Genomic DNA, 16,845 nt, shown 5'->3' on the forward strand with positions numbered 1-16,845 from the left:
ACTGCTTCATTTAAATAGAATCAATCTCCATCAACTTGATTTTTTCGTTTAATTCATCTGCAAATAATTGTAGCTTATCTATAATCCTCTTCTCTTTTTCATTATCAATTCGGAATTTTGGGCCAGCAACTGTAATGCCAGCCAAGATATTTCCAGAGACCCCAAATATGGGTACTGCAACAGCCCAGGCTCCTAAATCAATTTCTTCATTACTAATGGCAAAACCTTCTTCCTTTATATTAGATAACCTTTTCTTGTACTCATTCCTGTCAACAATCATTCCATTTCTCCATAACTTATCAATGATGTCCCGTTGCTTGTCCTCATCCAAGAAGGCCAGAAGGATTTTTGCAGAAGCACCAACATGCAGCGGCTGTACCCTTCCACGTTCAAAAGTTAACTTGATTGGCTGAGTACTTTCAATTCGGTCAATACAAATCGCCCGATCATCGATAAGACCTGTTAGGATAACCGTTTCATCAGTCTCTTTTGAAAGTTCCTCCATTGCTGAGAGCGCTAAAGTGACCAACTCCATGCCTACTGTAGCGACTTTTGCTAACTGTAGGATACTTAGACCGAGACGATAGCGTCCTGGCCCGCTCTCCTGGATCAGTTTTTTATTTTTCAACGTTTCCAACAAACGGTATGCCGTGCTTCTGGGTAAATCCAATTCAGCAACAATATCTTTGACCGACAATACCGGCTTTTGCTCCGTAAATTGAAATAACATATCAAGCCCATTTTCTAAAGTACGATTTGAATCTGATGCCATCTCTAGTTCTCCTTTCTATACAGCCCAACTCGTTATTTTATGAATATTTTCGGTTCAACACCCCTTCTATTGCAAAAGCCCGACAAGGAGCTCCATCTGTTCCCTTCAATTTGATTGGGACACAACCAAACAAGAAACGTTTTTCTGTTATTGCCTGCAAGTTTGTTAGCCATTCTAACATAACGATATTCCTTGTCAGAAATGTAAAGTGATTCGGACTCCAGTTGTCACTCTCCCATTTACGATCTTCTGGAGGGTTTAGAGGAGAATCACATAGCATAAAATCTCCGGCAACTGACTTGATTTTTTTCGAGATGAGCCATTCGGCAGCACAAGTGGACAATCCAATCATTTCCTGCCAAAATCGTAAGGTTCCGAAGGATTTGTCTGTCCACCCTGTTCGAATAATGGCAATATCTCCTTCCCTCACTTCAACTCCAGCATGTTCAAGGTCACTTGCCGTCACATAGGAACCAGGCTCTTTATGCATCATGTCAAACATTACTGCCTCACCTACAAAGGAGTCGATCGGGACTTCATCATTCTTTAAACCGTCTTCCAAAAAATGAGCAGGTGCATCATAATGTGTGAAATGCTGGGTGCACATAGTAAAATTGTGAGACTGAACCTTATTTTCTTTTAAAGAAGCCACTTCCCATATCTTCGTGCTAGATTCTGGTTTCCCGTAGACCAAACTCCTTGGAAATCCTGCATATAGTATATCCTCAGCGATTGTTAAAGATAAATCTATTACTTTCATTCTAGAATCCTCCTAATTTAACAAATTATGTTCTTTATTTTACTAGTCCTGATTCCTTTAAAAATTGTTTTGCAACACTAATAGGATCCTTTTTCTCAACATCTACTCTTGCATTCAAATCAGAGATTGTTTTTTCATCCAGTTTATCTGCTAATTCATTCAAGGCATCTACTACTTCAGGATGTTTGTCAGCAAATTCTTCTTTTAAGATTGGTGCCGGAAAATATGGCGGGAAGTATCCTTTGTCATCTTTAAGAGTGACAAGGTTCAAGGCTGGGATCCGACCGTCCGTTGCATAACCAACTAGCACATCGATTTGTCCTTTATCAAGTGCTTGGAATGCTAAGCCAATGTCCATTTCCTTCGTTTCTTTGAAATCGGCATAACCATATTTTTCAACCACACCTTCATACCCGTCTCCTCTTTCAAAAAACTGGGCATCAGAACCGATACTCAAATTTTTTGTATGTACGGCCAAATCAGAGAACGTTTTTATATTTAGCTCTTTTGCCTTTTCCTCTTTCATAATCAGCGTCCACGTATTAGAAAAATTCATAGGTTTCAACCATGTGAATCCGTATTCCTTCTCATATCCTTCTTTCGTCATTTTATAGATGCTGTCAGCGGTATCTTCTGGTTTTAATTCATTTTTTAGAATATTGATGTAACCTGTACCTGTGTAGTCTGCATAGATTTGGATGTCATCGTCTGACATAGCCTGCATTAACACTTGGGATGAACCCAAACCCTCCTCAGTGCTAATATCATGATCCGTCCTATCCTTCAATAGTTCAGCCATAATATTGACAAGGACAACCTGTTCTGTAAAAACTTTTCCTCCGATAGTAATCTTTGTTGTATTCTCTTCACTATTAGAAGTTGTACTACTGGAGCATGCTGTCATGAAAATTAAAAAGAGCGATACACAGAAAACAAATAGATTCTTCACTATTAAACCCCCTTGAATATTAATAATCGCTAATTTCTTCATTTTTGATTATTGGATAATGGGATTAGGCTACTTGCTTTTGTTTCCTTCCTAGGTGAAGCCGCTTCTTTTTCTCTTTTTTCTTTTGTATCGATTTAGGAGTGACTTTTACTTCTAGTTTTTTTAGAAGAAAGTCCGTTAAAATGGCTAATGTCGCTGCTGGGATAGCACCAAGAAGTGTTAGTTCTGTTCTCATCATGGATACTCCACGGAAGATAATTTCCCCTAGTCCCCCAGCACCAACAAACGCGGCAATTGTCGTTACCCCAATAGTCATAATGGTAGCTGTACGTATCCCAGCCATAATGATTGGCAATGCTAGAGGGATCTCGATCATCCACAGAATTTGCTTACTGGTCATTCCCATCCCACGACCAGCGTCAACGACAGATTGGTTTACTTCAAGAATCCCTGTATAGACGTTTCGTACGACAGGAAGTAATGCATATAGGACCAGTGCAATGATCGTCGGCTTGATTCCGATTCCGACGAAGGGCAATAAAAATCCGAACAGAGCAATACTTGGAATAGTTTGAAAAATTCCGGTAAATCCAATTACAGGTTCAGCTAGCTTCTTTTTTCTTGTTAAATAGATTCCTAACGGAATGGAAATGACCAATACGATGACCATAGATACCATGGAGATGTAAATGTGCTGCCATAACGACGTCATTAACATATCCCACCGATTAGTGACGGTTTCAATCATTAAATTCCATGCATCTACCATAGGTTAATACCCTCCTTTTATAAGGCAACTGATTTAAGATTAGCTAAGCTTCTTATAATACTTTTTTCAGTTACTAACCCGATCACCTTGTTTTGTTTCACAATAACTATTGCTTTTACATTCTCATCTAAGAAATGTTTAGCTGCCTCTTTCCAGCCAAGGGTACAATCCATTACCGGAACTTTGGTATTCATAATGGCTTCAACGGACTCATTTACTCGATGGGTGTTTACATGATGACTTAAATCCTCTAATGTAATGATTCCCAGCACCTGTTCATTCTGGTCGACAACCATGAGGACCTCATACCCCTCGGCCCTAGCAAATGACCATGCATTCTGGAGAGTGTTATGAGGAGAAATGTATTCGTATGTAACCATTACATCCTCGAGAGAAACCAATGATTCAGATAACTCCTTTTTGGTATTTAAACGCTTTTCACCGATAAAATCTTTTACAAATTCATTGACCGGTTGTTCCAAAATCGCTTTTGGAGTATTCAGTTGAACAATCCGTCCATGATGCATAATTGCGATTCGGTCAGAGATTTTTAGTGCTTCATCCATATCATGTGTAACAAAAACAATTGTCTTATGAATTTCCTTTTGGATACGGGCAATATCATCCTGCAATTGATCTCGACTAATCGGGTCAAGTGCGCTGAACGGTTCGTCCATAAGTACGATAGGTGGTTCAGCAGCTAAAGCGCGAATAACTCCAACCCTTTGTTGTTGACCACCACTTAATTCAGCTGGATAGCGGTTTCGAAAAACATGAGGATCTAAACCAACCATATCCAGAAGATCGTTTATACGCTGGTTGTATTGTTCTTCTTTCCATCCCTTTAATTTAGGGACGAGACCTATATTTTTACCGATGGTCAAATGAGGTAGTAAACCTACTTGCTGAATAACATATCCGATCCCTCGTCGTAATTCGACGGGATCAATCTCTGAAATATCCCTGCCATCAATGTAAATCTTGCCAGACGACAATTCAATCAAGCGATTGATCATCCTTAAAGTTGTTGTTTTACCGCATCCACTTGGTCCTATGAGAGAAAGAATCTCCCCTTTTTGTACTTCAAAGCTGATGTCAGTTAGTGTTTTAACATCCCCGTACATTTTGGTTACATTTTCAAATCTGATCAATGGAACCCTCCTATCCTTAAATAATATAGATGCAATAAACTAACAAATTTTTATTTATTGGTACACCACTCCCTTATATTGAGAAATATTATTAGATTATTTTAAAAGTTCTGTTTCTAGTTGTGATAACTTATGTAAGGTTTGTTAATAAAGTATTTTTGTAAACGCTTTAAAAGGATTATATATCATTGATACAATATTATCAATATTCAGAATAAATTTTATATTTTTTTTATTTTCCATATATTTTCGTATCACATATCAGGACTATATTCTCTATATATGAAATTATATTCAATAAATTAAATAAGATTAAAAATAATAATCATATTTTTATAATTATCTTTTTTAGAAATTTGAAAAAGAAGTCATTCTTATATAATGAGATATGACTTCCAATAACTACTTTAGTTCTAGTCTAAATCATCTTAACCTTAGATAAAAAAGGAAATCATCAAAGCAAGGACCAATTGTTTCCGTACCTATTCTTTTAGTGTTGAATAAAGAGATAGAAATGTTCATTTTTGTTAATGATTGTTCAAACACAATTAAATGAAAAGGGGATAGAGGTTTAGGGAGATCATTGTGAACTCAATTTATGGATAGAAGAAAAGAGGGGTTACTATAATACCTTAATAAGCAGAAGGTTCTGAATAAATAAGGAGAATTTTAGCTAATATTAATCCTGTTTTTTATGGTATAAAGCATCATTGCAATTGCACATTCATCATCACTTCTTCCATTTAATTTGACATTGTAAAAACCAAGAGAAGGGAACAATATCACTCTCACTTGCTGAGTTGTGTTAAACTAATATAAGTAACTTGTAAAAATTACTCTGTAAGGTTTGCTTTACAAAAATTGTTGATTTGAAGAAAGATCTAAATGTAGTGAAGTAAGTTATTTAAACTATTCCAAACACTTTTAAAAAACGTCATTTACTCTTAGAACACTTTTCTATGATATATCCAAACTTTGAAAAGACCAGATGTGAACTTTGTCTCTTCCGCCTTCAATACAATTGTGAAGTCTATTCCACAATTGATTTTTTTCTTGTAATCGTTCCTCGTTATAATTCTGGAATAGCTCTATATTTTCGACATGAAACTCTTCAACAAACAAACTATGCTGGTCAGTACCTTCAAAAATTTGAAAATCACTGATTCCCCATTGATCTCGGTGGTACTTCAGGACCTCATGCAGAAATGAACGATAGAATCCCTCCTCCTCTCTTTTTATTTTATATTCTATAAATACTTTGATTGACATCTAATCACTCCCTATTGGACTTTGTTATTTTAATTAAAGACAAAATACAGCAAAAGTCACCTTAAACTTAATGGTAACAAATATTTAAAGCTATACCAACCCATAAATTGTTTTAAATTAACTAACAATAATAATATTCTAATAAACTAGAAAACGAGAAAATAGATGGTAGAGGACTTTAACCGACATCGGTTAAACTGCATCAAGTATCCCCACCAAAGACTAAAAAAGTGGAAATGATAATATGTAATAATAAAGAGGAAGAAGCCTTTCTAAAAGATACTTCTTTCAGATAATCAAAATAAATATAGTACTCTGATATAGTTCAAGGTTCCAATGCATCTGACTTCTTAAAAGTCATAAACTTATCAAACAATTCATCTAATGTTAATTCATCTAAAACCTTTTTGTACTCTTTCTACTTCCTTGAATACGCTTATACTTACGAATAATTTTATGCATAAAAAATAGCCTCCTATGAATTTTTATAGGCGACTAAGAGTAAATGTTCTTCACAGTCTTGCTAAACGTCTTTAACAGTCTAGTAAAAAAACACCATTTAGACCGTGTACGAGAACTTATAATAATAAAAACGCTAAAAAAGTCAGTATTGGCGGGACTGCGTGGGAATCGAACCCACCAGACCTGGCACGCAGGTCTCAAGCAGTTTTGAAGACTGTGGAGGACACCAGTACCCCATTCAGCCCCATAATTATTATTGTAAAAAAGATAACTACCTTTTGTAATTATAATACAATGGAATATAGTAATAAATCAATAGTGTTGGGGACATTGTCATTTTTCCGACAACTTTTACAAATCTTCTTAGAGCTCTACTTTTCCTTGACACAAAAGGCAATGACTTGTCTTTTCACCTTATTACAGACTATAATAAATAGATGAAAATAGTATCGTGTAGGTGAAAACAATGCAGTTAACAGGTTGGTTTCTTTGGTTTATTTTATTATGGATCTTTGCCTTTGCCGGAGCCATGGCGATTGGCGGATTTTTTATGTTTCGGAAATTCCTTAAAAGAATGCCAAAAGACGATGGCAAATCGGTTATGGACTGGGAAGAATATTATGTGAATGAATCTCGGCACCTTTGGGGTGACGAAGAGAAAGCTCTTCTTGAAGATTTGGTCAGCCCGGTTCCTGAATTATTCCGTGATGTAGCTAGGCACAAAATAGCAGGTAAGATTGGCGAGATTGCGCTTAATGAGAAAGCACCTAAAATTACAGAAGACCTTGTAATCCGCGGCTACATTCAAGCCACACCAAAAAGAGATCATAAATTTTTACGTAAAAAGCTTTTTGAAAATAGAATTGATGTAGCTCCTTATGAGCATTTATTCTAAACCGTCCAATTTTTGGCGGTTTTTTTTCATGATTTTGGATACTTTAAAAGAGAGTCAATTAGTAGGTTGGGGTGAAACAGATGGCAAAACGCATGGCCACAAAGAGGCACAAGATATTTAATCTATTGTTAATATTGATACCGTGGCTGTCATTATTATTTATAGGAAAGCGTGATTTTAAACGGTATTCTTTTTCTGGCGTTTTTATTATTATTTTTGAAATCATCAATCATTTGTATGGACATCAGCGCAAATGGTGGAAGTTTTACGATAAACGCAAATCATTTATAAGGGATGAACTTCCTTTTAGTGTGGGTCCTTATGCTCCTCTTTCGATGTGGCTCCTTAAAATCTCGAACGGAAACTTCAAGAAGTTTGTGTTACTTAATGTAATTGCTGATGGTGCCTTTGCGTTCGTTATCATTGATGTTCTTAAGAAGTTTAAAATCGTTAGTCTAGGCCGATTAAATCATATTCAGTTTTTTGTCTACTTACATTATAAAGCCTATCTTTTATATGGAGTACAGTATTTGTTTGATAAAATCAAAAGATATCGATATTAAAGAAACGCTCAGGAATATTATGCCCTGAGCGTTTCTTCAGTGATGACCATAAAGCTGTCTATATAGTTTTTTATAATCTAGATACATCGCAACCCGCCATGGAACAATCATACTAAATGCCAGCAGGAAGAACATGCCGCTGAGTTCTCCAAAGTCAATGGTTGTACTTAAGATTGATTTTAAAGCTAATCTCACAATTAACAATCCAACTAAAATGTAAATAAAAGCCTTAGATCTTTTTAAGTAAATCTGGTTTTCGCGAATTTCAAATTTAGATGTTTTGATTAACAGAATCGAAAAAAGCATTCCCAAAATGACGACCTCTATGATTTCCATACCAGTTAACCGAAATTGTGGTACCACGTACATCAATGCCCCGCTCGACATAAAGACTGGCGGCAGGATAATTTTTAATGCATTTGTAGGTTTTTTAGCAGCCTTCATACGGACAAATAAAGCCAAAATCCCCATAAATACAGCTCCGATTGAAGATACAACAACGAAGTTCATAGGTTCCATCCCCTATTTTCTTAAAATAAAGCTATATCATATTTTAATATATGATTCATGTTTTAGAAACCTGTAAATCCACCAAACAATCTTGAGAAAATCTCTATGATTTTTGTCATCCAGTCAAAAAAGAGGACAATACCCATTACAATCATGATGTAACCACCGAATTTCATAATCTTTCCACTGTTTTTGCGAATCCATTTCATCCGACCGACGAAGAATGATAAGATTAAAAACGGAATGGCAAACCCAAGAGAATAAGCAGTCATGTATAGTACTCCTGAACCTGGATTTGTTGCAGCTAAAGCAATAACCGCCGAAAGAATTGGACCTGTACATGGAGTCCAGCCGGCAGCAAAGGCCATTCCAATAAGCGCTGAACCAAAAAAGCCAGAAGGTCGATTTTTAAATTCTAATTTACGATCCTTCATCAAAAACTCCGGTTTGAATACTCCCACAATGATTAATCCAAACAGTACAATAAATATTCCGCCAAGCTGACGAATAAGATCTTTGTACTCGAGGAAGAAGCTTCCTACAAAGGAAGTTCCAAAACCAATTGCGATGAAAATAGCCGAAAATCCTATAAGGAAAAAGATTGTATGTAGAAGACTCCGTTTTTGAAGCATGGCATTTTCAGTTTTTAACTCCCCTACAGACATCCCCGTGATATACGATAGAAATGCAGGGTATAGCGGTAAACAGCATGGTGAGATAAAACTTAAAAAACCAGCACCCAAGGCCAAAAATATATTTACGTCAGTCATATTAACACTCCCACTATAGTCGATACTCCTTCATTTTAACAAAACTTACCCCTAAAAGATAATGGTTAACATGAATATTTTGTGTCGCTGGCAATATATTAAAATCCCCTTCAACAAAATGACAATAAATCTATTAAATACCTAAATTAGTTGGATAATTATTTACAAATATCTTTGTATTTATTCCCATCTTAGGTTATACTAGTAAAACATTGGTAGAGAATTTCCTGCCAATGTTTTGTTATCTATTATTGGAGTTTCTCCGGAAAGGGCCACGGCTATGATTAAACAAGATCTTATTGAACTAATAGAAAATAAGCGTGCTGAATTAATACAAGTCGCGGTTACAAACGGCTTGACCTCCTCCATTGCTATTCGCTATAGCCAAGAATTAGACCACCTTTTAAATGAGTATAATCGAAAGTATATAAAGAAAACCCGCCGAGTGGCGAGTCTCTGATGAAAAATCCTGGCACATTGCCAGGATTTTTTCTTATTTAATGCATAACATCCTCTAAACGTTCAACAGCTCCATTTTGTAATAGGAACATTTTATGATATAGCCCGCCAAGCGCCAACAGCTCTTGATGCGTTCCTCTTTCTACAATTTCACCTTGGTGGAGGACGAGAATTAAGTTAGCGTCCTGAATCGTCGATAACCGATGGGCAATGGCGATAGTCGTCCGCCCCTTCCTCATTTTTGCAAGAGCCGTTTGAATGGCTTCTTCTGTTTCGGTATCAATATTAGCGGTTGCTTCATCGAGGACCAGTATCTTTGGATTCGCTGCAATCGTCCTTGCAAAGGCAATCAATTGCCGCTGTCCACTCGAAAAAGTAGATCCCCTTTCCACTACTTTATGATTATAGGTATCTTCCAGCTTTTCGATAAACGTATGTGCCTGAACAAATTTCGCTGCTTCCTCTACTTGCTCATCCGTTAGGTGATGATTATGAAGCGTAATATTTTCTCTTACGGTTCCGTAAAATAAAAACGGATCTTGGAGTACAAGCCCCATTTTATCGCGTAATTCTTCCTTAGAGAAATCTCGAATGGATTTACCATCTATTAAGATATCACCATTTTCATATTCATAAAATCTCATTAATAGATTAATAATCGAACTTTTTCCACTTCCCGTATGCCCGACGAGTGCCACGGTTTCCCCAGGGTTAGCCGTAAAGGATATATTTTTTAACACATCCCGCTGTCCATCGTAAGAAAAAGTTAAATTCTTAAATTCAATTCTTCCCTCTTCAATCGATAGAGCACTTTTTTCACTTTGTGCCGGTGCCAATTCTTGTTTATCCAATATTCTAAAAACACGTGCCCCAGCCACAATCGCTTGCTGATACAACGATAATCTCATCATCATATTATTGACGGGTTCAAAGAAACGCTCCAGGTAATTGACAAAGGCGTAAAGCACACCAATTTCAACTGGACTGTCCAATGAGGTAATCCCAAAATAATTTAAGACGATGATTAATCCTAAAATAAAAATCAAGTCAACAGCAGGCCGCAACAGTAATCCGTCAATCTTAATATTTTTCATACCGGAGTTATAGTGCTTTTCATTGATGTCTTCAAACTCTTTGCGAAGTCTCTTTTCCTGACGGAATACCTGGATAATACTCATTCCCTGCAGAGATTCACTTAGCTTCGCATTTAATTGGCTGAGTCTTTCACGCATATCCAAATAAAAACGGGAACTAAATTTACGGTATAAACTCATGACCAGTAGAATTAGTGGTATAAAAATCAGACAGAACAACGCCAACTTTACATCCAAAATAAACATGGTAATGAAAATACCCGTCAGTAAAAATCCGCTTTGGATAAAGGTTGAAAGTACGGTAACAAACATATCTTTAATCGCTTCGGTATCGTTCGTAATCCTGGAAACGATACTTCCTGCCGGTGTTTGATCAAAATATTTAAGTCCTAGTGATTGAACCTTTGAAAAGATATCAACCCGCAGCTGCTGGATAATCTTTAAGGCAATCTCCTGAAACTTTACTAATTGAAAAAATAACAGGACTGATTTTACAATTTGAATTCCAAGATAGCTTACCCCAAGGATCAACAAAGGCTGAAACACTAAATTTCCTGGTGTTAAGTAATCATCAATAAAGATTTTAACGAGAATAGGAGATGCTAACTCTCCTAATGTTGTTAACACGAGAAGACTGAATGCTAGAATTAATTCCTTTTTATGTGGTTTCGTATAGGAAAGCAGACGATACAAAACACGTTTTTGTTCTTTTTCAGTCAGCTGTGCTGTTTCATCTATTTTAATGTCCACCATGCTCGACCAACTCCTCTAGCTGCTGACGTAAATACATTTCCTTATACCAGCCATCACTTGCCATCAATTCTTCATGCGTTCCTCTTTCTATAATCCTGCCATTATCTAGAACTAAGATTAGATTTGCGTGCTGGATGGCACTTAAACGATGAGAAGTAATGATGGTTGTTTTCCCCTCACGATTCTTCCTTAAAGAGGAAAGTATTGCTTCTTCCGTTTTTGCATCAACTGCTGATAATGAATCATCTAGAACCAGGACTTCTGGGTTCATTAGCAATGCACGTGCAATCGAAATTCTTTGTTTCTGTCCGCCGGATAGTGAGACTCCCCTTTCACCGACAACAGTTTCATAGCCTTCTGTAAATTGAAGAATATCATCATGAATATTGGCCAGCTTTGCGGCACCATAGATTTCTTCTTTTGGTGCTTTTGGGTTCGTAAAAGCAATATTTTCACCCACACTGGCTGAGAATAAGAAATGATCCTGTGGCACATAGCCAATGGCTTCACGCATTTTTACCAGCTTATATTCTTGAAGGGTATGATCGCCGAATTTAATTTCCCCTTCATAGTCTTCAAATTCACGTATGAGAAGCTTTAACAGTGTCGTTTTACCAGCACCTGTTTTCCCTGCAATTCCGAGTGTTTCTCCTCTATTAAGAGTAAAGGAGATATCCTTTAACATTGGTTCCTTTTCACCAGGGAAAGTGAATTTCTCAATGTTATATTGAATACCGCCGCTAGGCACGACCTCTAAAGCATCACTTGTGTCTGTAATGTCTGACTTTTCACGAAGCAATGCGGCTACACGGTCATAAGAAGCCCGACCGCGTTCAACGATGTTAAACAGCCAGCCGAATGCCAACATTGGCCAGATTAAAAGTCCTAGATAGGTCGTAAAGGCAATTAACTCACCAATCGATAATTCTCCTGCCAACACATATTTCGAACCAAAGGTAATCGCTAAGAAAAACGATATACCCACTATAATGGAAATAGTAGGATCATATAAAGAATCTATTTTTGCGACGACGATGTTTTTTTGTACAACATCTTCGGATTGCTTTCGGAAATCCTCAATGTCTTCTTTTTCCTGCCCAAACGTTTTTATAACCTTGATCCCTGAAATACTTTCCTGTGTTTTATCATTCAAATCAGAGAAGGCTTCTTGTGCCTTGTGAAAGGTACGGTGGAGCATGGTGCCAAACCAATTTGTAAGCACTGCCATAAAAGGCATCGGTATTAAACAAATCAACGTTAATTTCCAGCTGATTGTAAATGCCATGGCCAGGATAACGAATCCACCTGTTGATAGAGAATCTACTAACGTTAGGACTCCCGCACCGGCTGTTTGTTGAATAGCCTGTAAGTCGTTCGTGGCATGTGCCATTAAATCGCCAATCCTGCGTTTCTGATAAAACGATGGTGACATATTGGTAAAGTGCTGATATAAGCGATTTCGCAGCTGTTTGCTAAGTTTAACCGCTGAACCAAAAATCATGATTCGCCAAAAATACCTCAAGACATACATACCGAGTCCTGCACCCACTAATACGAGCATCCATTCAAGAAGCAAGCCTTTGGTCAACGTACCTTCATTAATATGATCGGCTATCACGCCGATTACCTTTGGCGGTACGAGTTGAAGCAGCGCGACAAACAGTAATATAAATGTCCCTGTTAAGTATGCTTTTTTCTCTTGCTTAAAAAACCAGCCTAAATCTAAAAATACTCTCATAATTCTTCCCCCGAAAAATAATTGACCTTATCCTTTTATTATTTTAAAAAAATCATTCCATCTCGCCTGGAAGTATATTTTATCAAATATTAGTAAAATAATAAAGATTTAGACATTTTTTCCATTTATAAAAAAACACTCATAGATATGAGTGCAAGTCCATGTTTATTTTGTTAATTGTTTATCTGCTTCTGCCACTTTTTCTTCAGCAGATTTTTTTAATCCTTCCACTTCAGCTTTGATTTCATCAGGTACAAACTTCACTCGGTTAATATAATTAACAATTACCTGAAAATCTGTTTTCATCGCAGTTAGATCAGCTGGATCATATGTCTTTGTTTGATTCTCATTATTTTTAATAAATGCTGATGCGATATAATAGAAGTCTTTTTGTGATTCAGTCTTTAAAGAAACTGTCTCTGTAACTACTTGGTCATACTTTTTTTCTACGATAAATTTACTGAACTTTTCATCTTCAGCTGTTAACTCTCTTGTATTTGTCTTTTCTTCTTTAGCAGCACTTGTACCCTCTTCTGTTTTCTTTTCTTCAGGCGAAGCGGTCTCTTCTTTTTCTTGCGTTCCGCACGCTGTTAAAGCTAAAAGTAAAATTAAAATAAGTGATAAAACTTTTTTCATATAAATGCTCCTTTATCTATGCAGTTGTTCTTAGCGTAACTATTATGTATCTATTTATCCTACATTTCAATATACTTTTTTAAAATAATAATATTCTAAATAAATGAAAAAACCACTTTATCCAAAGATAAAATGGTTTTGGTTTCATCTATTATTTGCCTTGTTGTTTGTTCATAGCAGCCATCATTTGGTTGATCTTCTTTTGAGAAGGCTTCATACCCATTTGCATCATCATCATTTTTAACATTTGCTCATTGATTGGCGGATTTTTCTTTAAATAGCTCATCATATATCTGCGAGCAATGAAAAATCCTAGAGCTACACCAGCTACTAATGCTAGTATAACAACTAGAATCCATAGACCTGTACCCATTAAACTTCCTCCTTCATGTTGTCTAACATACAGTGTACTAAATTAAACAGGAATATACAATATTCTCTTTTAAAAGATTAGACATATTTTCTCTCTTTAATAGGCTTTAACCATCCAAATCTCTGATGATCCAGGTCTAATGCCATAAAGGAAGATTCACATTTTCTCAGTACTTCAAAGAAAATCGTTTCTGCTTCATAGCTGCCTGTAGCCTCAATCATGATTAAATCCTGGTAAACCCTTAGTTTCGCTGTACTTAGTTTTCCACTTAACTCAATTGAGTATGTACCATGTTCAGCACGAAACCCTTTCTTTTTACCAAGTTGTTTCTGAATTAAATTATGGATTTTTAAAACTTCTATCGACTTTGTTATATACGATATTTGCTTATTTGTAATAAATTTAAGTTCACCTTCTGCTTTGTCATGTTCCTGAAAAAGCTGAAAAAACATACGCTCTCTTCCGAAGTAATGGGCGGCAAATTCATCTTCTATTAAATAAAGCTGATAATGTCTCACCACGATCTCTCCTTCGTTGAATACCCTTTCTATCAATTATAAATATGCGTTGTCAAAACATTTGTCTTTTACCGGCAAAAAATATCACTATTATTGTCGAATTCATTAGTTTCTTACAAATTTTATTATATTCAACTAATAAATGGTATTTATTAAAATCAAAATCATTGATATAAAGTTTATATCTGTATAGGACGGATATTTCCAGATAACTATCGTATTTCCCCATTTTAGCAAAGGTAAACACAATCCGTGTTTGCCTTTTTATCATTCTGTTGTCATATTAATAAAAAATGACTATCAAATCAGCTTACGATTTGATAGTCATTTTTGGTTACATTTTAATGATTGTGATAGGAACGGGCAGTAATACCGATCCCTTCAATGTTGGCTTATTTTTGAAGAAGTGCTTTCACGCGTGCTACTACATTGCTAACACTGAAGCCGTATTCTTCCATAATTTTTTCTCCAGGTGCAGAAGCCCCGAATGTATCGATTGCTAGGACGTCACCTTCATCACCTGTGTATTTGTGCCAGCCAAATGAAGAACCAACTTCAATTCCAAGACGCTTTTTCACGTTCTTTGGAAGAACTGAGTTTTTGTATTCTTGTGATTGCTGTTCGAAGCGATCCCATGATGGCATACTTACAACAGAAACATGAATACCTTCGCCAGCTAAAGCAGCTTGTGCTTCAACAGCTAAACTTACTTCAGAACCAGTTGCTAGTAATAATGCGTCTGGAGTCTCTTTTTCAGAAGGAGAAACCACATAAGCACCTTTTGAAACGCCTTCGTAAGCGTTTTGATCTGTTCCTTTTAGTGTTGGCAGATCTTGACGTGTTAACACTAAAGCAGTAGGTTTGTTTGTAGATTCAACTGCCAGCTTCCATGCTGCTGCTGTCTCGTTGCCATCTGCTGGACGAATAATAGAAAGACCTGGCATTGCACGTAGTGCTGCAAGCTGTTCAACAGGTTCATGTGTAGGTCCATCTTCACCAACAGCAATACTGTCATGAGTGAATACGTACGTTACTGGTAAGCCCATTAACGCAGCCAAACGGATTGCTGGACGAAGGTAATCAGAGAATACAAAGAATGTTCCTCCAAAAATCTTCACTCCGCCATGTAAAGCGATCCCGTTCATTGCTGCACCCATTGCAAATTCACGAACTCCGAACCAAATATTTCTGGCATCATAGCTGCCTGGTGCAAAATCTCCTGTACCTTTGATCATCGTTTTATTGGAACCAGCAAGGTCAGCAGATCCCCCGATAAAGATTGGTAAATTTTTCGCGATACCGTTTAGTGCTTCACCTGATGACGCACGGCTAGCTAGAGCTTTACCTTCGCTGTAAACTGGAATATCCTTATCCCAGCCTTCAGGTAATTCGTTTTTCAATGCTTTTTCTAATTGATTTGCTAGTTCAGGATAGTCCTTTTGGTATTGTGCAAAAAGGTCATTCCATTCTTTTTCTTTCTTAGTACCGTTTTCAACGATAAGGTTTTGGAAGTTGTCATATACTTCCTGTGGTACATGGAAATCTTCTTCAAAAGTCCATTTGTAAGCTTCTTTTGTAAGCTTTAATTCGTCAGCTCCAAGCGGAGAACCATGAACGCCAGAAGTTCCTGCACGGTTTGGTGAGCCATATCCGATAACCGTTCTAACTTCAATCATTGTCGGACGGTCTAGATCATTTCTAGCTTCTTCAAGGGCCTGAGCAATTTCTTCTAGATTGTTTCCGTCTTCAACTCGAAGGTATTGCCAGCCATATGATAAGAAACGTTCCTTTACGCTTTCTGAGAAAGACTTATTTAAATCTCCATCAAGTGAAATATCATTTGAATCGTATAATACCACTAAACGACCTAATTTTAAGTGTCCAGCAAGTGAAGCAGCTTCTGCAGATACACCTTCCATTAAATCTCCATCACCACAAATACTGTATGTATAATGGTTAACAAGTTCATAATTTTCCTTATTGTAGACACTAGCAGTATGGCGCTCTGCCATTGCCATACCAACAGCCATTGCAATACCTTGTCCAAGTGGACCTGTTGTGGCTTCTACCCCTTCAGTATGACGGTACTCAGGATGTCCTGGAGTCTTGCTTCCCCATTGACGGAATTGCTTTAAGTCATCCATTGATAGATTGTAACCAGATAAATGAAGCATGCTGTATAATAAAGCAGATCCATGGCCTGCTGATAATACAAAACGATCACGGTTAAACCACTCTGGGTTTTTTGGGTTGTGGTTCATGAAACGAGTCCATAAAGTGTAGGTCATTGGTGCAGCACCCATTGGCATTCCAGGATGGCCTGAATTTGCTTTTTCAATCATATCGATTGAAAGCGTACGAATAGAGGTTACGGACAAAGCATCAATAGTATCAAACATTGTTT

17 protein-coding genes and 1 tRNA gene are annotated in these 16,845 nt (G+C 36.8%); 3 read left to right on the top strand and 15 right to left on the bottom strand.

What is annotated here, in order from left to right:
- Positions 1 to 10: 10 nt before the first annotated feature.
- The 7 genes from ACIQAA_RS17155 to ACIQAA_RS17185 form a co-directional block, all read right to left on the bottom strand.
- Positions 11 to 772, bottom strand: coding sequence for an IclR family transcriptional regulator (locus ACIQAA_RS17155; RefSeq protein ID WP_402621714.1), 762 nt, complete (start codon positions 770 to 772; stop codon positions 11 to 13).
- 37 nt (positions 773 to 809) lie between these two features.
- Positions 810 to 1,532, bottom strand: coding sequence for a cyclase family protein (locus ACIQAA_RS17160; RefSeq protein WP_402621716.1), 723 nt, complete (start codon positions 1,530 to 1,532; stop codon positions 810 to 812).
- Positions 1,533 to 1,566: 34 nt separating this feature from the next.
- Positions 1,567 to 2,481: a glycine betaine ABC transporter substrate-binding protein gene (locus tag ACIQAA_RS17165; RefSeq protein WP_402621718.1), complete on the bottom strand. Its 915-nt coding sequence runs from the start codon at positions 2,479 to 2,481 to the stop codon at positions 1,567 to 1,569.
- A 64-nt stretch (positions 2,482 to 2,545) separates the two neighbouring features.
- Complete coding sequence (locus ACIQAA_RS17170) at positions 2,546 to 3,250, bottom strand: ABC transporter permease (RefSeq protein ID WP_402621719.1); 705 nt, start codon at positions 3,248 to 3,250, stop codon at positions 2,546 to 2,548.
- A gap of 17 nt (positions 3,251 to 3,267) precedes the next feature.
- The gene (locus ACIQAA_RS17175; protein ID WP_402621720.1) at positions 3,268 to 4,401 is read right to left on the bottom strand and encodes a betaine/proline/choline family ABC transporter ATP-binding protein; all 1,134 of its coding nucleotides are present in this window, start codon (positions 4,399 to 4,401) and stop codon (positions 3,268 to 3,270) included.
- Between the two features lie 957 nt (positions 4,402 to 5,358).
- A complete protein-coding gene (locus ACIQAA_RS17180; RefSeq protein ID WP_402621722.1) occupies positions 5,359 to 5,670 on the bottom strand; it encodes a hypothetical protein in 312 nt (103 codons plus the stop codon).
- A 611-nt stretch (positions 5,671 to 6,281) separates the two neighbouring features.
- Positions 6,282 to 6,378: transfer RNA gene (locus ACIQAA_RS17185), tRNA-Sec, on the bottom strand.
- Between the two features lie 220 nt (positions 6,379 to 6,598).
- Here ACIQAA_RS17185 and ACIQAA_RS17190 point away from each other — a divergent pair.
- Together ACIQAA_RS17190 and ACIQAA_RS17195 are read left to right on the top strand one after the other, a co-directional pair.
- A complete protein-coding gene (locus ACIQAA_RS17190; protein ID WP_402621724.1) occupies positions 6,599 to 7,027 on the top strand; it encodes a DUF2621 domain-containing protein in 429 nt (142 codons plus the stop codon).
- An 80-nt stretch (positions 7,028 to 7,107) separates the two neighbouring features.
- Positions 7,108 to 7,590, top strand: coding sequence for a hypothetical protein (locus tag ACIQAA_RS17195; protein WP_402621725.1), 483 nt, complete (start codon positions 7,108 to 7,110; stop codon positions 7,588 to 7,590).
- Between the two features lie 36 nt (positions 7,591 to 7,626).
- Here the strand turns inward: ACIQAA_RS17195 and ACIQAA_RS17200 are convergent, their stop codons facing one another.
- Together ACIQAA_RS17200 and ACIQAA_RS17205 are read right to left on the bottom strand one after the other, a co-directional pair.
- A complete protein-coding gene (locus ACIQAA_RS17200) occupies positions 7,627 to 8,100 on the bottom strand; it encodes a CcdC family protein (RefSeq protein ID WP_402621727.1) in 474 nt (157 codons plus the stop codon).
- A 62-nt stretch (positions 8,101 to 8,162) separates the two neighbouring features.
- Positions 8,163 to 8,870 (bottom strand): cytochrome c biogenesis CcdA family protein, encoded by a 708-nt coding sequence (locus ACIQAA_RS17205; RefSeq protein ID WP_402621729.1) that lies wholly within the window; start codon positions 8,868 to 8,870, stop codon positions 8,163 to 8,165.
- Between the two features lie 280 nt (positions 8,871 to 9,150).
- Here ACIQAA_RS17205 and ACIQAA_RS17210 point away from each other — a divergent pair, with 280 nt between their 5' ends.
- On the top strand, positions 9,151 to 9,330 hold the full coding sequence (locus tag ACIQAA_RS17210) for a Spo0E family sporulation regulatory protein-aspartic acid phosphatase (RefSeq protein WP_402621731.1): 180 nt from the start codon (positions 9,151 to 9,153) through the stop codon (positions 9,328 to 9,330).
- Between the two features lie 37 nt (positions 9,331 to 9,367).
- Here ACIQAA_RS17210 and ACIQAA_RS17215 read toward each other — a convergent pair whose 3' ends face one another.
- The 6 genes from ACIQAA_RS17215 to tkt form a co-directional block, all read right to left on the bottom strand.
- Positions 9,368 to 11,176, bottom strand: a complete 1,809-nt coding sequence (locus ACIQAA_RS17215; RefSeq protein ID WP_402621733.1) for an ABC transporter ATP-binding protein — start codon at positions 11,174 to 11,176, stop codon at positions 9,368 to 9,370.
- Positions 11,163 to 12,914: an ABC transporter transmembrane domain-containing protein gene (locus ACIQAA_RS17220; RefSeq protein ID WP_402621735.1), complete on the bottom strand. Its 1,752-nt coding sequence runs from the start codon at positions 12,912 to 12,914 to the stop codon at positions 11,163 to 11,165. Before ACIQAA_RS17220 ends, ACIQAA_RS17215 begins: the two co-directional genes overlap by 14 nt.
- Before the next feature lie 165 nt (positions 12,915 to 13,079).
- Positions 13,080 to 13,550 (bottom strand): hypothetical protein, encoded by a 471-nt coding sequence (locus tag ACIQAA_RS17225; protein WP_402621737.1) that lies wholly within the window; start codon positions 13,548 to 13,550, stop codon positions 13,080 to 13,082.
- 151 nt (positions 13,551 to 13,701) lie between these two features.
- Positions 13,702 to 13,923, bottom strand: a complete 222-nt coding sequence (locus ACIQAA_RS17230) for a YneF family protein (protein ID WP_063254381.1) — start codon at positions 13,921 to 13,923, stop codon at positions 13,702 to 13,704.
- Positions 13,924 to 14,000: 77 nt separating this feature from the next.
- Positions 14,001 to 14,441: a sporulation inhibitor of replication protein SirA gene (gene sirA, locus ACIQAA_RS17235; protein ID WP_402621739.1), complete on the bottom strand. Its 441-nt coding sequence runs from the start codon at positions 14,439 to 14,441 to the stop codon at positions 14,001 to 14,003.
- Positions 14,442 to 14,833: 392 nt separating this feature from the next.
- Complete coding sequence (gene tkt, locus ACIQAA_RS17240; protein ID WP_402621741.1) at positions 14,834 to 16,840, bottom strand: transketolase; 2,007 nt, start codon at positions 16,838 to 16,840, stop codon at positions 14,834 to 14,836.
- Positions 16,841 to 16,845: the final 5 nt, after the last annotated feature.

This window comes from Neobacillus sp. NPDC093182 (assembly GCF_044754045.1).

What these genes read in the sequence shown, in the direction of transcription:
- ACIQAA_RS17225 (WP_402621737.1), bottom strand. Translation starts at nt 13,550, where the DNA reads ATGAAAAAAGTTTTATCACTTATTTTAATTTTACTTTTAGCTTTAACA.
- ACIQAA_RS17205 (WP_402621729.1), bottom strand. Translation starts at nt 8,870, where the DNA reads ATGACTGACGTAAATATATTTTTGGCCTTGGGTGCTGGTTTTTTAAGT.
- tkt (WP_402621741.1), bottom strand. Translation starts at nt 16,840, where the DNA reads ATGTTTGATACTATTGATGCTTTGTCCGTAACCTCTATTCGTACGCTT.
- ACIQAA_RS17155 (WP_402621714.1), bottom strand. Translation starts at nt 772, where the DNA reads ATGGCATCAGATTCAAATCGTACTTTAGAAAATGGGCTTGATATGTTA.
- ACIQAA_RS17190 (WP_402621724.1), top strand. Translation starts at nt 6,599, where the DNA reads ATGCAGTTAACAGGTTGGTTTCTTTGGTTTATTTTATTATGGATCTTT.
- ACIQAA_RS17195 (WP_402621725.1), top strand. Translation starts at nt 7,108, where the DNA reads ATGGCAAAACGCATGGCCACAAAGAGGCACAAGATATTTAATCTATTG.
- ACIQAA_RS17200 (WP_402621727.1), bottom strand. Translation starts at nt 8,100, where the DNA reads ATGAACTTCGTTGTTGTATCTTCAATCGGAGCTGTATTTATGGGGATT.
- ACIQAA_RS17220 (WP_402621735.1), bottom strand. Translation starts at nt 12,914, where the DNA reads ATGAGAGTATTTTTAGATTTAGGCTGGTTTTTTAAGCAAGAGAAAAAA.
- ACIQAA_RS17215 (WP_402621733.1), bottom strand. Translation starts at nt 11,176, where the DNA reads ATGGTGGACATTAAAATAGATGAAACAGCACAGCTGACTGAAAAAGAA.
- ACIQAA_RS17180 (WP_402621722.1), bottom strand. Translation starts at nt 5,670, where the DNA reads ATGTCAATCAAAGTATTTATAGAATATAAAATAAAAAGAGAGGAGGAG.
- ACIQAA_RS17160 (WP_402621716.1), bottom strand. Translation starts at nt 1,532, where the DNA reads ATGAAAGTAATAGATTTATCTTTAACAATCGCTGAGGATATACTATAT.
- ACIQAA_RS17230 (WP_063254381.1), bottom strand. Translation starts at nt 13,923, where the DNA reads ATGGGTACAGGTCTATGGATTCTAGTTGTTATACTAGCATTAGTAGCT.
- ACIQAA_RS17210 (WP_402621731.1), top strand. Translation starts at nt 9,151, where the DNA reads ATGATTAAACAAGATCTTATTGAACTAATAGAAAATAAGCGTGCTGAA.
- ACIQAA_RS17170 (WP_402621719.1), bottom strand. Translation starts at nt 3,250, where the DNA reads ATGGTAGATGCATGGAATTTAATGATTGAAACCGTCACTAATCGGTGG.